This window comes from Marinobacterium lutimaris (assembly GCF_900108065.1).
Taxonomy (GTDB): Bacteria; Pseudomonadota; Gammaproteobacteria; order Pseudomonadales; family Balneatricaceae; genus Marinobacterium_D; species Marinobacterium_D lutimaris.
On the sequence record NZ_FNVQ01000003.1, the window covers coordinates 258,931 to 277,879 of the forward strand.

An 18,949-nucleotide genomic window follows, 5' to 3' on the forward strand; every position below is an offset into this window, starting at 1 on the left:
ACATCCTGAAATAGTGGATTATCAGTACCAATATTTTCGATATTCAGAATCGACAGATCATCCCACAATGGCATCCGCTTCACCAGTAATCAGCATCTTCAACAAGGAGCAACGAGATGCCCAGCTTCCCCCCGGAAGATCCGCTTGATCAAATCCAGTCACTGGCACCGGAGTTTGTGGAGATAACCCGCGACCTCGTATTTGGCCAGGTCTGGCAGGAAACCACCCTATCGCCGCGAGAGCGCAGCCTGATCACCCTGGCTGCCTTGACCGTTCTCAACCGCGTTGAGCAGCAACCCGTTCACCTGCAGAGAGCGCTCGACAACGGTCTGAGCATCGATGAGATAGCCGCTGCGATCACTCATCTGGCGTTTTATGGCGGCTGGCCCTCGAGCGTCAGCGCCTTCACCCGTCTGGCCGAATTCAAGCAGGCCAAGGAGTCCGCATGCCCCTAACCCGTATTGCACTGCCCGCTGGCCTCAGCGCCGACTTTCGCCACCAGGTTTCAGTGATTCTGCAGCAGACTCTGGAAGAGACTTTTGCCGTACCGACCGGTGACTGCTTCCAGCTGTTTGACGAATACCGCCCGGGGATGAGGGTGCTCGATCCCGACTACCTGAGTTCTGCTCGTCGCAGCGAAAACTGCCTGATATTCCAGATAAGTGCTGGCAGACCGCGTAACGCTGAGCAGAAAAAGGCGCTGTACCAAACCCTGTGTGGCCGCCTGAACCGGGAGCTCGGCATCAGCACCAGCGATGTAATGATCCTGATCCAGTTCAACCAGGCGGAAGACTGGTCCTTCTCTGAAGGACGGGCACTGACAGAGGAGACAGCCTGATGCTGGCAACACAATACAGCTTTACCCTGCCGGCGGATTACAACATGGAGCGGATCGAACAGCGCATCCGCGCTAATGGCCATCGTCTCGACGGCTTTGAGGGATTGGCGATGAAACTCTACCTCTATGCCAGAAAGGACGATCCGGAGTGCGCCAGCGAGCTTAACCTCTATGCACCGCTCTACCTCTGGCGGAACGTTACGGGGATCAACCGCTTTCTGAAGAGCGAGGGGTTTGCCGCACTCAGCGCCCATTTCGGTCGCCCCCGCGTCGATGTCTGGCTGGTGGAGCAGGCAACGGAGCTTGGCAGGGAGGAAAACCCCGGGTTCGCCAGCCGTAGGATTATTCCTTACGAAAGCACCCTGGCAAGCAACGGGCCACAGCTGGTCGCCAACGACTACAGCGACTGGCGTCGGCTGGAAGTCACGCTGGCCAACCGGCCACCGGCAACGCCGGCGGACGCAGTCCAGAATTACCGAATCGGCTATATCGCCAGGGGCTGAGGCCGGCCACAAAAAAACGCGCCCGAAGGCGCGTTTTCTATTCTGTAGATCTCAGCACTCAGGCCGCGTGCTCACGAATCACTGCTGAGCGGTTCATGGCGCTGATGATCGCATTCAGTGAGGCACTGACGGTATCGGAATCGAAGGCCACACCGACCACCCGCTCACCACCGACGTTAAGCTGCACATAGGTGATCGCTTCGGCATCGGAGCCCTCACCCAAAGCGTGTTCGGAGTAGTCGACCACGTTAATCGAGTCTCCAGTTGCACGCTGCCAGGCATCGGCGAAGGCAGAGATAGCACCGTCACCCTCACCGGTAATGGTGCGCACTTCACCGTTAAAGATTACGTCAGCACTGATGCGTTCGCCCTCTTCGCTCTCGATGCGGTAGCTCTTCAGCTGCACCGGATCCGCATCTGCCACGAAGTTATCGCAGAACAGCTGATAGATCTCGGCACTGGTAATCTCCTTGCCTTTGGCTTCGCTGGCCTTCTGCACCAACGGAGACAGCTCAAGCTGCATCCAGCGCGGCAAGCGGATACCGTAGTCACGCTCCAGCAGGAAGGACATGCCGCCTTTGCCGGACTGGCTGTTCACGCGGATCACCGCCTCGTAGCTGCGACCGATATCCTTCGGATCGATCGGCAGGTAAGCCACCTGCCAGTGCTCGTCCGGCTGCTGCCGGTGCAGACACTTCTGGATCGCATCCTGGTGGCTGCCGGAGAACGCGGTATAAACCAGCTCGCCCACCCAGGGGTGACGCGGGTGCACCGGCATCTGGGTGCACTCGGTATAGACCGCGATCATCTCGTCCGGGTTGGAGAGATCCAGCTCCGGATCCACGCCCTGGCTGTAGAGGTTCATCGCCATGGTGACGATATCCATGTTGCCGGTGCGCTCGCCGTTGCCCATCAGAGTGCCTTCAACACGATCGGCGCCAGCCAGTACAGCGAGCTCGGCGGCCGCTACGGCACAGCCGCGGTCGTTATGGGTGTGCACCGAAATCTCAATGCTGTCGCGCTTGCTGACCCGGTTACAGAAGTACTCGATCTGGTCGGCGAAGATGTTCGGTGTGGTGTTTTCCACAGTCGACGGCAGGTTGATGATGCACGGACGCTCCGGCGTCGGCTGCCACACATCGATCACCGCGTCGCACACCTCAACGGCATAGTCGATCTCAGTACCGGTGAAGCTCTCCGGCGAGTACTGGAACTTCCATTCGGTATCCGGGTAAGCCTCGGCGCCCTCTTTCACCCACTTCGCGCCCTGCACCGCGATAGCGGTAATGCCGTCGCAGTCCTTGTTGAAGACGCGCTCACGCTGCACCGTAGAGGTGGAGTTGTAGACGTGCACGATGGCGCGTTTCACGCCCTCCAGCGCCTGGTAAGTGCGGTCGATCAGCTCTTTACGCGCCTACACCAATACCTGGATGGTCACGTCTGAGGGAATCTGGTCCTCCTCGATCAACCAGCGTACGAAGTCGTAGTCCGGCTGGCTCGCGGAGGGGAAACCAACTTCGATCTCTTTCAGGCCGATCTTAACCAGCAGAGCCCAGAGACGCTTTTTCTGAGCCACACTCATCGGGTCCAGTAGCGCCTGGTTACCGTCCCGGAGATCGACACTGGCCCAACGCGGTGCGTGGGTAAGAGTACGATCCGGCCACTGGCGATTCTGCAATTTCACGGCAGGAGCCGGCTGGTAACGCTGATGGTTAAAAACGGTCATGGGATGATCCCTTGTATCTGAATGAGTTCGATTATCTGTCCTTGTGGGCCCGCCTGTGGGCCTGTTTCCTCTCGGCTCTTGTGAAGCCTCGTCACCTTGTCACCCGGGTAGGGAGAGCTGGCGAAAAGGGTGTCGCTCCTGGATGGTGGCCCGACACCTCTACCTTTCGGCAAACATCGTCTTGGTAAGTCGATAAGGCATAGTCTACGGAAAAGGCAGGGGCAGATGATTGCAAAGTTGCGCCAATATAGAATTATTTGGCAATATTATTCCAACAAAAGAGACAAATAACGCAACAAATAACAACCCTTAGAAAATTGAAGGCAGAGTATGCGTATCGACCGACAAGACCGCCACATTCTGGAGATTCTGCAGACCGAAGGCCGCATCAGTAATCAGGAGCTGGCCGACCGCGTGGGGCTCTCCCCGTCCCCCTGCCTGCGCCGGGTGCGCGCGCTGGAGGAATCGGGCCTGATCACCGGCTATCGCGCCATTCTCGATGCCAAGGAGATGGGGCTGACACTGATGGCGCTGCTGCATATCTCCATGGACCGCCATACGCCGGAGCGCTTTGAGAACTTCGACAAAACCGTGCGCGCCATCCCCGAGGTGCTGGAGTGCCTGCTGATTACCGGCCAGGATGCGGATTACCAAATCAAGGTGATCGTGCACGATATGGAGGCATACCAGGATCTGCTGTTGAACAAGATCACCCGGATCGAGGGGGTCACCGGCGCGCACTCCAGTTTCGTGCTGCGCACCATCGTCAACAAGACGGCGATTCCGATCCCGGATCAGCTTTGATAGGCTCTGCGCCTTACTCATTTCAGGCTTTTAGATGTACACCCTTCGCCCCTATCAACAGGACGCCGTCGACGCCACGCTGAACCACTTCCGAAAAAGCGATGCGGCGGCGGTGATCGTGCTGCCCACCGGCGCCGGCAAAAGCCTCGTCATCGCCGAGCTGGCCCGACTGGCGCGGCGCCGCATCCTGGTGCTGGCCCATGTGCGTGAACTGGTGGAGCAGAACCACGCCAAGTACACCGCACTGGGCATGGATGGCGGCATCTTTTCCGCGGGACTTGGGCGACGCGACAACGAACACCAGGTCACCTTTGCCAGTGTGCAGTCCCTGGCGCGTAACCTGGACAGCTTCGACGATCAGTTCTCGCTGTTGATCATCGACGAGTGCCACCGCGTCAGCGATGACGAAAACTCCCAGTACCAGCAGATTATTGCGCATCTCAAAGCGCGCAACCCGGGACTGAAGGTACTGGGACTGACCGCCACCCCCTATCGCCTGGGTTACGGCTGGATTTACCGCTATCACCATCGCGGCATGGTGCGCGCAGAAGAGGAACGCCTGTTCCAGCAATGCATCTACGAGCTGCCACTGCCATTCATGATCAAGCAGGGCTACCTGACCGAGCCCAAACTGATCGACGCGGCCATCGCCCACTACGATTTCTCGTCACTGCAGCCCAGCGACAGCGGCAGCTATAACGAGACCGAACTGAACAGCCTGATCGCCAAACACCCGCGGGTGACCCGCGCGATCTGCGAGCAGATTGTGGAGCTTGGCGGCCAGCGCGAAGGGGTGATGATCTTTGCCGCCACAGTGCGCCACGCCCAGGAGATCATCGGCTATCTACCTGAAGGCGAATCGGCGCTGATTATCGGCGATACCGAGTCCGATGAGCGTGAGCGACTGATCCAGGCGTTTAAACAGAAACAGATTCGCTATCTAGTCAACGTGGCGGTGCTGACCACCGGCTTCGATGCCCCCCATGTGGATATGATCGCAATCCTGAGGCCCACCGCCTCGGTAAGCCTGTTCCAGCAGATCGTCGGTCGCGGCCTGCGTCTGAGCCCCGGTAAAACCAACTGCCTGATCATCGATTACGCCAGCTCCGGCTTCGATCTCTTTCACCCCGAAGTAGGCAAACCCAGGCCCGATTCAAACTCAGAGCCGGTGCAGGTGTTCTGTCCCGGTTGCGGCCACGCCAATATTTTCTGGGGCAAGACCGATGCCGAGGGCCAGGTGATCGAACACTTCGGCCGCCGCTGCCAGGGCCTGCTGGAGATGGAAGGGGAAACACCACAGCAGTGCGATTACCGTTTCCGCTTCAAGGAGTGCCCACACTGCGGCGCCGAGAACGATATCGCCGCCCGCAACTGCCACCAGTGTGGCGAAGCGGTGGTGGATCCGGATGATCTGCTCAAGCGCGCCCTGCAGTTAAAGGATGCGCTGGTAATCCGCTGCGCCGGTGTCAGCTTCGGCAACACCAACGGCCGGTTGCGGATCATCTATCACGATGAACAGGGTGAAGAGCTGAGCGAGAGCTTCGATCTGACCCATAGCGGCCAGCGCGGCGTGTTCAACCGGCTGTTCGGCAGGCGCTTTGGCGACGGAGCCAAGCCACAGAAGTTCCAGTCAGCCGATGAAGTGGTCAGCCAGTCGGAAGGCTTTCGTGCACCGGACTTTGTGATCGCCCGCAAGGTGGGGCGAGGGCAGAACAGCCACTGGCGGGTACGGGAGAGGTTGTTTGATTATGAGGGGAATTATCGGAAGGCGAATCAGTTGTAAGCGCTGCCGTTCTGGCTACTGGCTTCAAATCACACTGTAGTGCTAAATCGGTTTCCTTTTCACGGCTGCATCATCGCCTAGCTGCCTGCCGGTTTCGCCTGCTGGCGAATTAGGGGCCTTGGACGGCCAAGGCCCCTAATAACCCCAAACCGCCCCTACGCCTTGGCCGGCTGCGCCGACTTCCCTGCGCTTCTCGTCTGAAAGAGCGGGAAAGGAAACTCGCTCCTACGTCGCTCAGACAGCCTTTCCCTTATTTCTCTTTCAGTCTGCGATGCTCGGCTGCGGCAAAGGGGAGCTATCAGTGCGCTCAGAAATTCAGCAGTAGATTCAACCTCATCACTTTCTCGATGAAGCAAAGCACACCAGTTCATTGGGGCTGCGATTTTGCCTTCTCTCTCTTAAGCGCGTCCGACAGGGTCTCTTCCGGTCCTATCAGTATCGGCACATAACGAACGGCAAACAGCACGAAGGCGATCAGCCAGGCGGTGCCGGCGAGCATCATCAGCATCAGCGAAAACGGCGGCAGCAGAGCCGAGAGGATTCGGGTCAACGCGGCCAGGTGAATAGCCAAAAAGCTCAGCGACATCAGCGCGCCCGCTTTCAATTCACGGTTGGTATGCCCCAGCGCTGCCCGTGAAGCTACGGCCAGGATCATGCCGCCCATGGCGCCCACCGCCAGGGCGTGGATTCCAGCCGTTACCGGCACAGCGGCGGTGAACGAGGAGAAGCCCAGCAGTACAAAGCCGATGCCCACCCAGAGATACCCCAGGTGCAGCGCGAACAGCAGCGGTTCAGCGATGCTGGTCAGCCCACGCCAGCGCAGTAACCGAGCGATCTGTAGGCCACCGGCCATTATCAGCAGCACGCCCGATACCGGAGGAGCCGCCAGGGTCACCCAGGCTAGCGTCGCCAACAGAGAGAACCCTACGGCGAGCCGATCTATCCAGCTAAACCCTGCCGGCATCTTCGACTTGTCGGCCTGCTGGCGTATCAACCAGTTGCGGGTGAACGCCGGCGTGATGCGACCACCGATCAGCGAGATCAGCAGCGCCATCAGCAACACCTGGGACTCCAGCAGATGCAGACGATCCACGGCGCCAAGCTGAAACAGCAGGCTGAACCCCACCATCACGGCCAGGGCCAGAATCACTACCCCGTTGCGTTTATTGCGGCTGATCAGCACCTCTCGTCCCACCAGGATCGCGAGCAATACCCAGTAACCGGTGTTGGCCAGTATCAGCAGCCATACCGAGCCATTACCGCTCCAGACCAGTGCCCGGCCAGCGATCCATAACAGCGTCAGCGCCAGCAGCGGTAAGCCCTGCACCGGCGGTCGACTGGTCCATTTCGCCACTGCCGCCAGTAGAAAGCCGCCCACCGCCGCACCGACAAAGCCAAACAGCATCTCGTGACCATGCCAGGCAACTGGGCCCCAGCCGGGTGGCGACGCAGGCAGCAGGGCTCCGCCCAGGTAGGCGAGCCAGAGCAGCATAATGACAATCGCCTGAACGGCGCAGGCAAGAAACAGCGGCCGAAAACCGTTACTGAACAGTCGGGCCCAGGCGTTCTTTGGTTCTTGAGGGGGTGATACAAGCATCAGCTAACTCCGATCAGCAGGTGCGACAACGCCGGCTTTTAGAATGCATAACTTTAATATGCATAATATTTACACCTTAGCAGTACCGCCCAGACAGCACTGACTCACATTAACCTGATCCAGGTCAGGCGTTCCCCCAGGTTATGCGGCTCTCCCGGATACAAGGCCTCAACTGAGGCCGGTATACTGAGGGGATACCCAGAAGCCCTGACTTCGGCCCCGGCCTGCCTCTTGCGTTTTGACAAACCTGGCTGTTTTAGCTGCAGCAAACATCGGGACTTTCCATCAGGACTGTCCGCGCCAAAGCTTGGAGCATTGAACCATGCAACTGACCAAATACACGGATTTTGCCCTGCGTACGCTGATCTTTCTCGGCATACAACCCGCAGGAGAGCGGGTGACGATTACGCAGGTGTCGGAGCATTTCGATATTCCCCGCAACCATCTGATCAAGATCGTTCACCACCTGGCCAAAGAGGGTTTCATCGATACCGTCCGCGGCAAAGGCGGCGGCATCCGGTTGGGCATGTCCGCAGAGGAGATCAACCTGCGCGACCTGATCCAGGCCACTGAAGAAACACTGCGTCCGGTTAACTGCGCGCACCCGCGCTGCCCCATCGTCGGTCAGTGTGGGCTGAGGGGAATCCTCTTTGACGCCCAGGAAGCCTTTCTTAAAGAGCTGGCAAAGCACAGCCTGGCCGACCTGTGCGGCCCGGAGCGCAACCTGTCCCAGCTACTTTATCCGCCCGAAGATACCCGGATGCGGGCTCAGGCATGATCCCGCTGAGCAATTGATTCAAGCGCGGCCGCCAGTGTCGGGGTAAAACTCAGGCGGCCTTCCTCAGGCTGAATGCCTGCCCGGGCCAGCGCCCGCAAAGGCTGAAACTGAAGATCCGCCACCACCAGCTCTATTCCTCGCGCTTCGCATTCAGCTCTGAAACGAGAGAACCCACTCAGACCGCCGGCATCCAGCAGCGGCACCGCATCCATATACAGCACCAGCCCCCGCGTATCCGTTGCCAGTTCCGCCACCTCATCAAACACACGCTCCGCCGCTGCGAAGAACAGCGGCCCGGTCACCTTGAACACCCGCCAGCCTTCCGGCAGCGCTTCCGGTACATGTTTACGCTGGGCAGAGATATCGTTCACACGGGTCATCCCGGCGATATCACGCATAAACAGCAGCGAGGCCAACACGATACCGGTGGAGATGGCGATCACCATATCGAACAGCACCGTTAGCGACAGGCAAGTGAGCAGCACCAGAATGTCGCCCAGCGGTGCACGCCGGAACAGCGCCACCACCTTGGGTGCCTCACTCATATTCCAGGCCACGATCAGCAACAACGCCGCCATGCTGGCCATCGGCAGCCAGGCCAGCGCCGGCGCCAGCAACAGCAAACCTGCCAGCACCACCAGAGCATGGATGGCACTGGCAAAAGGCGAGCGCGCACCGGCGCGATAGTTAGCCGCCGAGCGCGCAATGGCGGCAGTAGCGGTAATGCCGCCAAAGAAAGGCGCCACCAGGTTACCCAACCCCTGACCGAGCAGCTCACCGTTGGCGTGGTGGCGCTTGCCGGTCATGCCATCGAGCACTACGGCACATAGGAGTGATTCGATGGCGCCGAGCATGGCGATGGAAAATGCCGCCGGCAGCAACGCCTGCACTGTGGTCCAGCTCAGCTCAAAAGGCTCGCCATTCGGACCCGTTTGCAGCCAGGGCCACTCGAAGGTCGGCAGCATCGGCGGAATCCCCTGCCCTATAGAGCCATCGGGCAACATAAAGGAGAAGCGGCTGCCGATCGTATCTATGCCGGCACCCTGCTGATTCAGCCAGTAAGCCAGACCGGTGCCCACCAGCAGTGCCGGCAGATGACCTGGCACTGGCAGCCGCAGGCGTGGCCAGAGAATCAGCACCGCCAGGGTCAGCCCTGCCACCAGAGCATTGGCCCAATGCCACTGCGGCAGCCTGCTCAGCAGCTCGGGCAGTTTTTCCAGGTAATGCGACGGCAGCCCTTCGCTGGAAAAGCCCAACAGGTCAGGCAATTGCAGCGTAGCGATGACGATAGCAATACCGGCGGTAAAGCCTAGGGTGACCGATTCGGGGATGTACTCGATCAGCCGCCCCAGTCGTGCCAGCGCCAGCGCGATCAAGATCAACCCCGCCATCACTGAGGCCAGGAGTAATCCTGCAAGACCAAACTGTTGGGAAACGGGATAGAGAATGACCACAAAGGCCGCTGTGGGGCCGGACACACTGAACCGGGAGCCGCCGGCCAGGGCAATCAGAAAACCGGCAATGATCGCGGTATAGAGACCGTTTTCCGGCCGCACACCACTGGCAATGGCCAGCGCCATCGACAGCGGGATGGCGATGATGCCCACGGTGATACCCGCGACCAGATCAGCGAGCAGATCCCGCCCCTGATACCTGCCGGACAGCGTTTCTCTTAACGCGCTGGCAAAAGAGAGGCTGTGTAACCGGGCTCGACGGGACGACATCGCGGAGAAGTCCTTTAATTCTTTATGGAAATTGGACAAACATTACAGTCGTCTTTGATTCAAATGCAATGTTAATCAAATTAACATATGGTTTACATTCGCCCTCGATCCACCGCTACAAAGGACACCACCATGGAAAAACGCACCGCACGCCTGACTCTGCTGATCGACCCGAATAAAAAGGCGGTGTTTGAAAAACTCTGTTCCGAGCAGGATGTAACCCCTTCTCAGATGGTCAGAAAGTTTATCCGTGACTTTATCGAGGAAAACCTGGGACCAGAGTGGAGAGACCAGGTGCTTAACGACGATAGCGCTGATATGAATAAAAAATAAACACACATTTCCAAGGTTTATTAAGCCCGCCTCGCAGAGTAGAATTCGCGCAAATTTTGATCACCCCTCGATCTTCAATTCTTAACTTTTCAACACTCCTGGAGCTATTGAATGCGTCTTGCCGAAGCAGAAAGCCTGATGCTGAACATCGGCCTGGTAATTTTCGCCGGTTTCATTTTCTTCATCATTTATGACCTGGCTAAAAAGTCCAAAGCCGGCAAGTTCGGTACCCTGGTGCTGTTTTTTGCCCTCGGGCTGGGGCTGGCCGCTTTCCTGCTCAAGACAGTGGTGGTTGAGATGATCGAGGGCGGCCACGTTTAAACGCGCAGTCGCCGGAGGCGGAGGCGGTGACTCTGCCGCCTACCGTCAATCGGATGAGGTTAGCCTCCGCCCTGTCACTGGGTTATAGTCCCTGCAAAACACACGTGCAGGGAGCTGTAGATGGACCCGGTTCTGATTACCCTTCTGGTTATTGTTGCGCTGATCGTTATCTACACGATCTTCATCTATAACCACCTGGTGCGCCTCAAGCACAACGTTTCCCGCGCGTTTGCCAATATCGATGTACTGCTCAAGCAGCGCCACGACGAGCTGCCCAAGCTGGTGGAAACCTGCAAGCAGCACATGGGCTATGAGCAGAAAACCCTGGAAGCGGTTATGAAGGCCCGCTCCGCCGTCGCCAGCGCCAGCGCCAGCGGCGATATCAAGGCGCTGGGCCAGGCGGAAAGCCAATTGCGCCTCGGCCTTGGCAACCTGTTTGCCGTAGCCGAGGACTACCCGGAACTGACCGCCAGCGAATCCTTCATGCACCTGCACAGCCGCATCAGCGGGCTCGAATCTTCCATCGCCGACCGCCGTGAGTTCTATAACGAGTCGGTCAATCTCTATAACATCCGCATCGAACAGTTCCCGGATATTATCGTCGCCCGCCGCATGGGATTCACCGGCGCCACCCTGCTGGAGTTTACCGAGGCTGAAAAAGCCGATGTGGATATGAAATCGCTGTTCAGCTGAGATCCACTGAAGTCAACTGAGCTCAACCGGGGCCGCTATGCTGCTTGATCTGGATATCGACTCACAGGAGCGGCTGTTCGGCCTGCTGTTCGCTGTGATCGGTTTTCTCGTCTGTGTTTTTTTCGCCTTTCGCCGCTTCAGCCATTATCGCCTGATCGCCGATACACCCACCGCCTTGATCCGCTCTGCGCCCCAGGGCTATGTGGAGATCAGCGGCGAGGTGATCGCCGGTGAGGATGGCCAGTTGCGCTCGCCGCTCTCGGGCCGCCCCTGCGTCTGGTATCGCATCAAGATCGACCGCTACCAGCGCAACAGCAACAACAAGGGCGGGCGCTGGCAACCGGTACGCCGGGAAGCCTCAACCCAGTGGTTCCAGATCAACGACGGTACCGGCACCTGCCTGATCGACCCGGAAGGCGCCCACGCCAGCACCCGGCAGAAAAAGGTCTGGTATGGCAGCAGTGAGATGCCGGGGCCGGTGCTTTCAACCACCTCATTCCAACAGTACAGCGCCAAGATAGTCGGCAGCGTTGGCGGCGGTCGATACCGCTACAGCGAGGAGTTGATCTTCGAACATGAGCGCGTCTTCACCCTGGGAGCCTTTCGCAGCGTCGGCGGCGGTCGCGAACGCCTGGACCTAAAAGCGGCAAGTACCGACATTCTGCGCGGCTGGAAAGCGGACCAGGCGGCATTGCTTGGCCGCTTTGATACCGATGGCGACGGCAAGATCGATCAGCAGGAGTGGAAAGAAGCACGCAAAGAGGCGATCAAGCAGGCCAAACTACAGCAGCGGGAGATGGACAAAAGCCCGACCCTGCATGTGCTTGGCGATCCCAAGGAGCAAGGCCAGCCCTTTCTGCTGACCACTTATGACGAAGAACGCCTGCTCAAGCGATTCCGCTGGCAACTGGGCGGCTTTATGGCATGTGGTTTGCTTGCATTCTGGATAGGACTTGAGCTGCTGTTAACGACCCCAGTCTGAAACAGCGCTCGCGTACGCCGTTTAAGGAACCTGACACGCCAGAGAGGCGGCAAGCGATGACCTCGAACCGCAACCCTGTACACTATATGCAACACCCTGCGAACATCAGCCTGGAGCTGTCACCCCTGCACAAACAGGCCTGTGCCACTCCGCCGCTGCCCCTGGGCCTTATCTGTAACACCGACAAGCCATTTCACATCGGCGGACGCATCAGTATTTCAGCGCCGAAACAGGCGCCAGATCTGTGCATCGAGGGTGAAATCGCCTGGTGCCGCGCCCATCGAGAGGGCTACCAGGTCGGCGTCGCCTTTCAAAGCGCCAACGAGCTCTACAAGATCCGCATGCTCGAGCAGCTCTGTCATATCGAAGACTATCGCCGCACTCACCCTTCACGCAGCCCGGATGCCCACCAGGGCCTGGCACTGGAGTGGATCGAGAAATTCGCCGCTCATTTCCCGACAGATGGCCTATAATGGGCAGTCGACGTCAACCAACTGAGTGTAGGACATGCAACAAAAAGTGGTACAGGTAGGCGATATCGCCATCGGCAACGATCAGCCCATGGTTCTTTTCGGCGGCATGAACGTGCTCGAATCCCGCGATCTGGCGATGAAAATCGCCGAGCACTATGTCGAAGTCACCAACAAGCTGAAGATCCCTTACGTTTTCAAGGCATCCTTCGACAAGGCCAACCGCTCCTCCCTGAACTCCTTCCGCGGCCCCGGCATGGAAGAGGGTCTGAAAATTCTCGAAGAGGTGAAATCCACCTTCAACGTCCCGCTGATCACCGATGTGCACGAGCCCTTCCAGGCGGCACCGGTGGCCGAGGTGTGCGATATCATTCAGTTGCCGGCGTTCCTGTCCCGTCAGACCGACCTGGTTGTCGCCATGGCTGAAACCGGCGCCGCCATCAATATCAAGAAGGCTCAGTTCCTGGCTCCCCAGGAGATGCGCCACATCCTGCATAAGTGCAAGGAAGCCGGTAACGACCGTCTGATCCTGTGCGAACGCGGCACCAGCTTCGGCTATAACAACCTGGTCGTCGATATGCTCGGCTTCAGCGTGATGAAAGAGTTCGGCTACCCGGTGATGTTCGACGCCACCCATGCGCTGCAAATGCCGGGCGGACGCTCTGATTCTGCCGACGGTCGTCGTGCGCTCGTCGCCCAGCTGTCCCGCGCGGGACTGTCCCAGGGCATCTCAGGCCTGTTCCTGGAAGCGCACCCGAATCCCGCCGAAGCCAAATGTGACGGTCCCTGCGCCCTGCCGCTGGACAAACTGGAACCCTACCTGGCCCAGATGAAAGCGATCGACGAACTGGTGAAGCAGTTCCCGGCGCTGGATACTTCCGGCTGAGGCAGTAGTCAACAGTTTCAGCTAAACAGGTTCAGTCTGCTCGGGAACACAGGTTATGGACAACGCGACCGCTACGCTTCTGGCATCACTGAAGCCGGAACTGGTGATGGGGCCAGGCCATCACCGGTTTAGGCTCAAAGCGCTTAAGTCCACCCATGCCCTGGGGCCATTCTGGGAGGCGGAAGACCTTTCCACCACCCAGCCTACTCCGGTTAACCTGCTGTTCCTTGACGCCACCCTGCTGGCCACCTCCGGATTCAGTGACAAGTTCCGCACCCTGCTGAATCAGAGCCGCAACCTGAAGGATAAGCACGCCGCCCGCTGCTATGGGCTGTTCACCTGGCGCGGGCTGCTGTTCGCATCCTGGGAGGCGATGGATGGCCTGACGCTGGCACAGATGTTTGAATCCGGCAGCGCCCGCAAGCTCAAGGACAAGCAGAAGCAGGGCCTGGTCACCCAGGTGGCCAGCGCCCTCGAAGGCGCTCTACGCCAGACCGGTTCGCCTCACGCGACACTCTGTCCTGAGCTGATCTATGTAAACCGCAGCAACGGTATGCGGGTGATGGGATTTGGCTGGCGTGATCTGATTGAACCGGTCAACGCCAAACTTGCGCAACCGCTGAGTTATCACGCCTGGCAATCCCCCGAAGCTTTCCACCCCTATCCACTGACCGCCACCGAAGACGTATTCGCCCTCGCCTGCCTGGTTTACCAGCTCTATGCCGGGCGCCCGGCCTTCAGCGCCGCGGAGGATGAAACCAGCCGCGAACAGGAGCTTAAGGCGCCATCCGGGCTCTCCAAAGAGCAGTGGCGGGTACTGAAAACGGCACTGGTTGACGACCCGGGAGCTCGCCCCAAATCGCCGCTGGAGCTGGTGCGACAGCTTTACCAGCCGCAGCCGGAAAAGCCTGCGGAACCCGAGATCAGCGAAGAGGCAGACCTGCCCGAAACGGCAGATGAGGCGGCTTCCAAAGAGACTCCCGAAAAGACCAGGCGTTTCAGCCTGCCGCGGTTGCCGGCCCTGCCGCCGTGGAGCAAACCTGTAGCCTTGGGAGCAGGACTGTTCGCTGCCGGCTTTGTATTGGGTTACCTGCTTTCGCCCGATGGCACACCGGACGCCGAAACCATCGACGGATTCACTGCGCCGCTGGCATCTGAAAACCAGCAGCTGCGAGAAGAGTTACAGCAACTTCAGCTGAGCTATGAACAACTCGAGCAAAGCGCCAACGCGGTGAACGAGACGGCAGAATCTGACAAGGATGGTCAAACCGATAGTCAAAATCTGACAATCGAAGCGTCCGCAGAGCCTGGCGTTGAGTCTGCCGAAGCGCTGCGAAACGCTGACAAGCCTGCCGATAACCTCACCGTTTTCCGCGATGAGTGGGACGGTGGAGGCTTTGCTCCAGAAATGGTGGTAATTCCCAAGGGGCGCTTCCAAATGGGCGACCTGCACGGCCAGGGCGACGATAACGAATACCCCGTGCATGAAGTGGTCCTCAGCACCAGCTTCGCCTTTAGCCGCCATGAAGTGACCTTTGCGGAGTACGACCAGTTTGCCAGCGCTACCGGGCGCCGTCTGCCGGATGACGAAGGCTGGGGCCGAGGCGAACAGCCGGTCGTCAACGTCAGCTGGCACGATGCCAGCGCCTACGCCAACTGGCTGGCGGAGGTTACCGGCCAGCCCTATCGCCTGCCCTCGGAAGCGGAATGGGAATATGTCGCCCGCGCCGGCACCGAAACCATCTACTGGTGGGGGGATGAACTCAGCCCCGGAATGGCTGTCTGTGATGGATGCGGTACCCAATGGGATGCGACCCAACCCTCACCGGTTGGCAGCACCGCCGCCAACCCCTGGGGTATCCATGATATGAACGGCAACGTCGATGAATGGGTGGCGGATTGCTATCTGCCGAGGTACTCCGAGACTCCGCGTAACGGTAGCGCTCAGAAAACTTCCGGCTGCGATCAGCGCATTATGCGCGGCGGTTCCTGGTTTGATATTCCCCGGGTTATCCGCTCCGCCAGCCGCTACCGGCACCCACCCAACACAAGCCGCAACAGCTGGGGATTCCGTGTCGCGCTAGACCTGCCGGCATTCCCCTGACGCCGGGAAGCTAACGAATAGAAGCTATTGAATTGTTCATAGCGTCCCCCGACAGCGTACAAGGAGATAGTATGTACCACCCCAAGCGTTCCGCCTGTTTCAATCTGGCCCCACTGGGTCTGGGTTTGAGTATCGCCCTGCTGAGCCAGGCCTCATTGGCCGCACCGGATCTGGTGCTCGGCGCCCAAGACCGCAGCAGCCGCACCCTGACCATTTATCAGCAGGACCTGGCGCTGTTCAGCGAAACCTATCCGCTTAGCCTGGATGCCTCTGCACCCGAAATCCGCCTCAACGATATCAGCAACCGGCTTCAGCCCGACTCTATCTTCACCAGCGGCATCGGGGATCTGCGCCGCATCGAACTGGGATCGTCCAATCCCGGCTTCAGTGAGCGGCTGCAAGCTCTGCAGGGTAAAGAGGTCGAATTGATCCACCAGGATGGCGCTACCGATCCTCGCACGGTCACACTGCTCTATGTCGAGGGCTCTGGCATACAGGTGGCCGATAATGGCGCCACCGAATTTATCCCCTATGCCGGCCCCTGGCGGATCCGCATTCCCGGTACCTCTCAGCCTGCCTCCGGGGCACACCTTTCGCTGCAAGGCAGCGGTCAGCCTGGCGATCAACTGACGCTGAGCTACCTGTCCAACGGCATCAGCTGGCAGGCCGGTTATCAGCTTGAGATTCTGCCGGATGGTAAACGTATTCAGCTGGAGGGACGGGCCACACTCAGTAACAACAGCGGCACCGACCTCGATGGCGCCCAGGTGCGCCTGTTGGCCGGCAAGGTCAATCAGCCCAACAGCGGCCGGGTGCCGATCTATGCCATGGCTGCCAAGCTGGAGACAAGCGCCGATGCCGCACCTCAGCGGGAGGCCACCCAGGACTATCAACTCTACCCGCTGCCAGAGCCGGTCAACCTCAAGCAGGGCGCCAGCATCAGCGTGCCGCTGCAGGCTCCCATCGAGATGGCGCTGAGCAGCCATTACCGCTTTGAGCAATCGGTCTATGGTGGTGCCCAACCCCAGACCCAGACCGGTCATCCGCGTCACGACATCAGCTTTACCCTGCCCAATGATGACGCAAACGACCTGCCTCTGCCGGCCGGTTCTGCACGTGTCTATCGGGAAACCCAGGAGCGTGGCCTGACTTATGTCGGCGGCCAACAGCTGAGCGACACCGCCGCCGGCGAACAGGTCACCCTAACCCTGGGCGAAGCCTTTGATCTGACGGTAGAAACGGAACAAACCGAGTTCCAGCGTCAGGGCGAAAATGTCGTGGTCGGCTTCAAGGTGAGTATCCGTAACAGCGGGAACGAAGATCGCACCCTGGATTACCGCGCCATTTTTAATCAGCCGCGCATCATGCTGGCAAGCAGCGAACGGGGCGAAGAGCTTGGCGCCATCCAGGCCTGGACCCTGGATATTCCTGCCGGTGGCGAGAAAGTTCTCGAATACAGCGTAAGACTGCTGCGTAACTAAGATTTCCCACGCAAACAGATCAGGCGGGTGAGCTGTGTTCCTGCAGCGCCCGCCAGTGTTCCGCCTTGGCCGAATCCGCGGCTTCACCCAAACCACCCTCTTCGTACACCGCACACATCCGCTTCAACGCCAGCGGATGCCCCTGCTCCGCCGCTGCCCGATAACAAGCCAGGCTGTCGGCGGGTTTTATAGGGAAGTAGTGTTCAAAGCCGGACTCATGAATCCGCCCCATCTGATACAGCGCTTTGAGATCCCCTTTTTCTGCTGCACGCTGCAGATAGATGCCACCCTGGATTCGGCTGGAAACATCCTCGCCGCGAAAATGCAGCAGATGACCATAAACAGACAGAGCCCTGACGCTGCCGCTTTCCGCCGCCACACGAAACAGCTTCATCGCCAGGGTGTGACGCCAGCGCGCCCGCTTGAATACAGGGCTTCGGAAGATAGCAAAGGCGATCCAGAACATAACCGGCGATAGCCACTGCATCAGCGTCCGCATCGGACCTCCAAGTTGGTAAGGGAGCGGGATAAAAATGTTCAATCTACAGGAGCCTGCAGGACTCTAAAAGCGCTAACCCCTTCAATTATATGAACTCTATTTTTTATAACCTTATTCAAAGACTGTATGAGCAAACCGCGCCAGATTGGTTACACTGTTGGCCTGTAAACCGGAATGTCTGAACGAATCCATTCCGGTGCGGTTCCAACTATTCCAGGCAATAAGCCTGGCGTCTCATTAGCGCAAACCGGCTTCAAGGAACAGGAGAGCTATGAACATCTACGACGATAATTCACAGACAATCGGCAACACTCCTCTGGTGCGTCTGAAGCACCTCTGGCCCGCCGGCAACCTTTACGCAAAACTGGAATCGCGCAACCCGGCAGGCTCCGTAAAATGCCGTATCGGCGCCAGCATGATCAACGCAGCAGAGCAGAGCGGCAAGCTGAAGGAAGGCATGACCCTGGTTGAGCCCACCAGCGGTAACACCGGTATCGGCCTGGCGTTCGTCGCCGCCGCCAAGGGTTACAAGCTGATCCTTACCATGCCCTCCTCCATGTCCCTGGAGCGCCGCAAGCTGATGAAGGCACTGGGTGCCGACATTCACCTGACCGAACCGGCCAAGGGTATGAAAGGCGCTATCGAAAAAGCCAAGGAGCTGGTCGACGGCAACCCGGACCAGTTCCTTATGCTGCAGCAGTTCGAGAACCCGGCTAACCCGGAGATCCACGAAAAGACCACTGGCCCCGAGATCTGGAAAGATACCGATGGCCAGATCGACATCCTGGTGGCTGGCGTCGGTACCGGCGGCACCATCACCGGCGTCTCCCGTTACATCAAGAAGACCCAGGGCAAGGCGATCACCTCTATCGCGGTAGAGCCGACCGATTCTCCGGTAATCACCCAGACCGTCAACGGTGAAGAGGTGAAACCGGCTCCGCACAAGATCCAGGGCATAGGCGCAGGCTTCGTGCCGAAAAACCTGGACCTGGAACTGGTGGATGCCATCGAACAGGTCAGCAATGACGAAGCGATGGAAACCGCCCGCGACATTATGCAGAAAGAAGGTATCCTGGCCGGTATTTCCTGCGGCGCGGCAACTGCAGCAGCCCTGCGCATCGCCGCCAAGCCGGAGAACAAGGACAAGAACATCGTGGTGATTCTGCCGGACTCCGGCGAGCGCTACCTTTCCTCTCCGCTGTTCGCCGGTATGTTCACCGAGAACGAAACGGTCCAGTAGGGTCGACGCCCTCGCCGCGATTAACCGCTAGGGGTTTGAATAACCACCATGCAAAGTTCGATCGGCGCGGGGGCGCGCCTCCTACCACGCTAGCGAATTGTAGGAGCGGCGCCCTCGCCGCGATTATCGCCGCGGACAAAAACAGCTCGGTTGCTTCAGATACAAAAAGTGCAGACACAAAAAAGCC

Annotated in this window: 18 protein-coding genes and 1 pseudogene; 15 read left to right on the plus strand and 4 right to left on the minus strand. The window is 58.9% G+C overall.

The annotated features are described in order from the left end of the window. Positions 1–116 precede the first annotated feature (116 nt). Genes C4S72_RS15570 through C4S72_RS15580 form a run of 3 tightly spaced genes read left to right on the plus strand, consistent with a single transcriptional unit; the run spans position 117 to position 1,341 of the window. Positions 117–455, plus strand: coding sequence for a carboxymuconolactone decarboxylase family protein (locus tag C4S72_RS15570; RefSeq protein ID WP_104004086.1), 339 nt, complete (start codon positions 117–119; stop codon positions 453–455). After that, entirely contained in the window at positions 446–838 is a 393-nt protein-coding gene (locus C4S72_RS15575) for a tautomerase family protein (RefSeq protein WP_104004087.1), read from the plus strand. The genes C4S72_RS15570 and C4S72_RS15575 overlap by 10 nt, the downstream gene beginning before the upstream one ends. Further along, positions 838–1,341, plus strand: coding sequence for a DUF4865 family protein (locus C4S72_RS15580; RefSeq protein ID WP_104004088.1), 504 nt, complete (start codon positions 838–840; stop codon positions 1,339–1,341). Before C4S72_RS15575 ends, C4S72_RS15580 begins: the two co-directional genes overlap by 1 nt. A 58-nt stretch (positions 1,342–1,399) precedes the next feature. Here C4S72_RS15580 and leuA read toward each other — a convergent pair. Then, a pseudogene (gene leuA, locus C4S72_RS15585) lies at positions 1,400–3,067 on the minus strand (2-isopropylmalate synthase). Between the two features lie 330 nt (positions 3,068–3,397). Here leuA and C4S72_RS15590 point away from each other — a divergent pair. Continuing rightward, complete coding sequence (locus C4S72_RS15590; RefSeq protein WP_104004089.1) at positions 3,398–3,871, plus strand: Lrp/AsnC family transcriptional regulator; 474 nt, start codon at positions 3,398–3,400, stop codon at positions 3,869–3,871. A 34-nt stretch (positions 3,872–3,905) separates the two neighbouring features. Beyond that, positions 3,906–5,654, plus strand: coding sequence for a DEAD/DEAH box helicase (locus C4S72_RS15595; RefSeq protein ID WP_104004090.1), 1,749 nt, complete (start codon positions 3,906–3,908; stop codon positions 5,652–5,654). 367 nt (positions 5,655–6,021) lie between these two features. Here the strand turns inward: C4S72_RS15595 and C4S72_RS15600 are convergent, their stop codons facing one another. Continuing rightward, complete coding sequence (locus C4S72_RS15600) at positions 6,022–7,251, minus strand: NnrS family protein (RefSeq protein WP_104004091.1); 1,230 nt, start codon at positions 7,249–7,251, stop codon at positions 6,022–6,024. Between the two features lie 322 nt (positions 7,252–7,573). On the opposite strand from C4S72_RS15600, the gene C4S72_RS15605 reads away from it, so the two are divergent. Beyond that, positions 7,574–8,029, plus strand: a complete 456-nt coding sequence (locus C4S72_RS15605; protein ID WP_104004092.1) for an Rrf2 family transcriptional regulator — start codon at positions 7,574–7,576, stop codon at positions 8,027–8,029. On the opposite strand, the gene dauA is transcribed toward C4S72_RS15605, so the two are convergent. Next, a complete protein-coding gene (gene dauA, locus C4S72_RS15610) occupies positions 8,020–9,753 on the minus strand; it encodes a C4-dicarboxylic acid transporter DauA (protein WP_104004093.1) in 1,734 nt (577 codons plus the stop codon). The two genes, C4S72_RS15605 and dauA, sit on opposite strands and share 10 nt — an antisense overlap. A 132-nt stretch (positions 9,754–9,885) precedes the next feature. On the opposite strand from dauA, the gene C4S72_RS15615 reads away from it, so the two are divergent. The 8 genes from C4S72_RS15615 to C4S72_RS15650 all read left to right on the plus strand — a co-directional run bounded on the left by C4S72_RS15615 (position 9,886) and on the right by C4S72_RS15650 (position 17,023). After that, on the plus strand, positions 9,886–10,086 hold the full coding sequence (locus C4S72_RS15615; protein WP_104004094.1) for a CopG family transcriptional regulator: 201 nt from the start codon (positions 9,886–9,888) through the stop codon (positions 10,084–10,086). A 111-nt stretch (positions 10,087–10,197) separates the two neighbouring features. Continuing rightward, positions 10,198–10,407, plus strand: a complete 210-nt coding sequence (locus C4S72_RS15620; RefSeq protein WP_104004095.1) for a DUF2788 domain-containing protein — start codon at positions 10,198–10,200, stop codon at positions 10,405–10,407. 120 nt (positions 10,408–10,527) lie between these two features. Then, on the plus strand, positions 10,528–11,100 hold the full coding sequence (locus C4S72_RS15625; RefSeq protein WP_104004096.1) for a LemA family protein: 573 nt from the start codon (positions 10,528–10,530) through the stop codon (positions 11,098–11,100). A gap of 37 nt (positions 11,101–11,137) precedes the next feature. Further along, positions 11,138–12,082, plus strand: coding sequence for a GIDE domain-containing protein (locus C4S72_RS15630; RefSeq protein ID WP_104004097.1), 945 nt, complete (start codon positions 11,138–11,140; stop codon positions 12,080–12,082). Positions 12,083–12,138: 56 nt separating this feature from the next. Beyond that, on the plus strand, positions 12,139–12,555 hold the full coding sequence (locus C4S72_RS15635) for a PilZ domain-containing protein (RefSeq protein ID WP_104004098.1): 417 nt from the start codon (positions 12,139–12,141) through the stop codon (positions 12,553–12,555). A gap of 34 nt (positions 12,556–12,589) precedes the next feature. Continuing rightward, entirely contained in the window at positions 12,590–13,438 is an 849-nt protein-coding gene (gene kdsA / locus C4S72_RS15640) for a 3-deoxy-8-phosphooctulonate synthase (protein ID WP_104004099.1), read from the plus strand. 55 nt (positions 13,439–13,493) lie between these two features. Then, positions 13,494–15,542: an SUMF1/EgtB/PvdO family nonheme iron enzyme gene (locus tag C4S72_RS15645; RefSeq protein ID WP_104004100.1), complete on the plus strand. Its 2,049-nt coding sequence runs from the start codon at positions 13,494–13,496 to the stop codon at positions 15,540–15,542. Between the two features lie 71 nt (positions 15,543–15,613). Next, positions 15,614–17,023, plus strand: coding sequence for a DUF4139 domain-containing protein (locus C4S72_RS15650; protein WP_104004101.1), 1,410 nt, complete (start codon positions 15,614–15,616; stop codon positions 17,021–17,023). Positions 17,024–17,042: 19 nt separating this feature from the next. On the opposite strand, the gene C4S72_RS15655 is transcribed toward C4S72_RS15650, so the two are convergent. Beyond that, on the minus strand, positions 17,043–17,522 hold the full coding sequence (locus C4S72_RS15655; protein WP_104004102.1) for a tetratricopeptide repeat protein: 480 nt from the start codon (positions 17,520–17,522) through the stop codon (positions 17,043–17,045). 271 nt (positions 17,523–17,793) lie between these two features. Between C4S72_RS15655 and cysK the strand changes: the two genes are divergently transcribed. Next, positions 17,794–18,762, plus strand: coding sequence for a cysteine synthase A (gene cysK / locus C4S72_RS15660; RefSeq protein ID WP_104004103.1), 969 nt, complete (start codon positions 17,794–17,796; stop codon positions 18,760–18,762). Positions 18,763–18,949 lie beyond the last annotated feature (187 nt).